This is a genomic window from Pedobacter sp., from assembly GCF_045628745.1.
Taxonomy (GTDB): domain Bacteria; phylum Bacteroidota; class Bacteroidia; order Sphingobacteriales; family Sphingobacteriaceae; genus Pedobacter.
In genome coordinates, this window is record NZ_JAZQPU010000085.1 from 1 (window position 1) to 1,818 (window position 1,818).

The window sequence follows — 1,818 nt, forward strand, 5'->3', positions numbered from 1 at the left end:
TACGTAACAGAAAACATGGTTGGTCACAAGCTGGGAGAGTTTGCTCCAACCAGAACATTTAGGGGTCACTCTGAAAAGAAAAAATAATTAAGAGATGGAAGCAGTAGCGAAATTAAACAATTGTCCAACCTCACCACGTAAAATGCGTTTGGTTGTAGATCTTATCAGAGGTGAGCGTGTAGAGAAAGCATTACATATTTTGAAATTTACCAATAAAGAAGCAGCAATAAGAGTTGAAAAACTTTTATTATCAGCTATCAAAAACTGGGAAAACAAAAATGAAGGTTCTCGCCCTGAAGAAAGCCAGTTATTTGTGAAAACGATAATGGTAGGCGGTGGTCGCCAGTTAAAAAGGTTAAGACCGGCACCTCAAGGCCGTGGATACAGAATTCGCAAGCGTTCAAACCACGTAACTTTGGTAGTAGATAGTAAAACTTTGATAGTAGATAGTAAAAACGTTGAAACTCAAAACTAATTAACAGAAATGGGACAAAAAGCACATCCAATAGGAAACAGGTTAGGAATCATCAAAGGTTGGGATTCTAACTGGTTCGGAGGCAACAACTATGCTGATAAATTAGTTGAGGACGATAAAATAAGAAAATATCTTGCTGCCCGTATTGCAAAAGGTGGCGTAGCAAAAGTGGTTATTGAGCGTACATTAAAACGTATCACTGTTACTATTCACACTGCCCGTCCGGGTATCGTGATTGGTAAAGCTGGTCAGGAAGTTGACAAGATCAAAGAAGAGTTGAAGAAATTGACTAAAAAGGAAATTCAAATCAACATCTTTGAAATTAAACGTCCTGAGTTAGATGCTCAATTAGTAGCTGAAGGCGTAGCAAAACAATTAGAGGCTAGAATCTCTTTCCGTAGAGCAATGAAATCAACTATCGCATCTACAATGCGTATGGGTGCTGAAGGTATCAAAATTATGACCTCTGGTCGTTTAGGTGGTGCTGAGATGGCTCGTAGCGAACAGTATAAAGAAGGAAGAATTCCTTTGCATACTTTCCGTGCAGACATTGATTATGCATTGGCTGAAGCTTTAACTACTTATGGTAAAATAGGGGTTAAAGTATGGATCTGTAAAGGAGAAGTTTACGGTAAACGTGATTTATCTCCAAACATTGGTGCAACCAACAATGCTCCTGGTAAAGGTGGCAGACCTGAAGGTGCATTCGGTGGCGGCAGAGACAGAGATAACCGTGGCGGTGGCGACAGAAGAAACGACAACAAAGGTCGTGGCGGAAGAGGTCCAGGTCAAGGTGCTCCAGGTCAGGGAAGAGATAACAGAGGCGGTGGTGCTCCAAGCAGAGGACCTCGTAAATAATTTAGTTAACAGATCGTTTTACGATAATATAAAATAAAATGTTACAGCCAAAAAGAACGAAGTTCAGAAAGATGCAAAAAGGCAGAATGAAAGGTTTAGCAACACGTGGTGCTGAATTATCATTCGGATCTTTCGGGATCAAATCTCTAGAGTCGACTTGGATTACCAGTCGTCAGATAGAGGCAGCCCGTATTGCGGTAACTCGTTTCATGAAACGTGAAGGTCAAGTTTGGATCAGAATTTTCCCAGACAAACCTATCACAAAGAAACCAGCTGAAGTACGTATGGGTAAAGGTAAGGGTGCACCAGAATACTGGGTAGCCGTTGTTAGACCCGGAAGAATCATTTTTGAAGCTGAAGGTGTGCCTTTGGAAGTTGCCAAAGAAGCAATGCGTTTAGCCGCTCAAAAATTACCAATACAAACAAAATTTGTGGTACGTAGAGATTACGTAGAAGCATAATAAGAGTTACTTATAATAAAAAAT

At 40.4% G+C, this 1,818-nt stretch carries 4 protein-coding genes; all 4 read left to right on the top strand.

Features of this window, described 5'->3' with window-relative positions:
- On the top strand, positions 1 to 87 hold an 87-nt coding region (locus tag ACR2F7_RS03720), incomplete at its 5' end, for a ribosomal protein S19 family protein (RefSeq protein WP_432712250.1).
- A 7-nt stretch (positions 88 to 94) separates the two neighbouring features.
- On the top strand, positions 95 to 475 hold the full coding sequence (gene rplV / locus ACR2F7_RS03725) for a 50S ribosomal protein L22 (protein ID WP_432712247.1): 381 nt from the start codon (positions 95 to 97) through the stop codon (positions 473 to 475).
- 9 nt (positions 476 to 484) lie between these two features.
- Complete coding sequence (gene rpsC / locus ACR2F7_RS03730; protein ID WP_432712248.1) at positions 485 to 1,333, top strand: 30S ribosomal protein S3; 849 nt, start codon at positions 485 to 487, stop codon at positions 1,331 to 1,333.
- A gap of 38 nt (positions 1,334 to 1,371) precedes the next feature.
- A complete protein-coding gene (gene rplP, locus ACR2F7_RS03735) occupies positions 1,372 to 1,794 on the top strand; it encodes a 50S ribosomal protein L16 (protein ID WP_432712249.1) in 423 nt (140 codons plus the stop codon).
- Positions 1,795 to 1,818 lie beyond the last annotated feature (24 nt).

Bases quoted from the DNA above. Each gene is read 5' to 3' on its own strand.
- rpsC (WP_432712248.1), top strand. From the start codon at position 485: ATGGGACAAAAAGCACATCCAATAGGAAACAGGTTAGGAATCATCAAA.
- rplV (WP_432712247.1), top strand. From the start codon at position 95: ATGGAAGCAGTAGCGAAATTAAACAATTGTCCAACCTCACCACGTAAA.
- rplP (WP_432712249.1), top strand. From the start codon at position 1,372: ATGTTACAGCCAAAAAGAACGAAGTTCAGAAAGATGCAAAAAGGCAGA.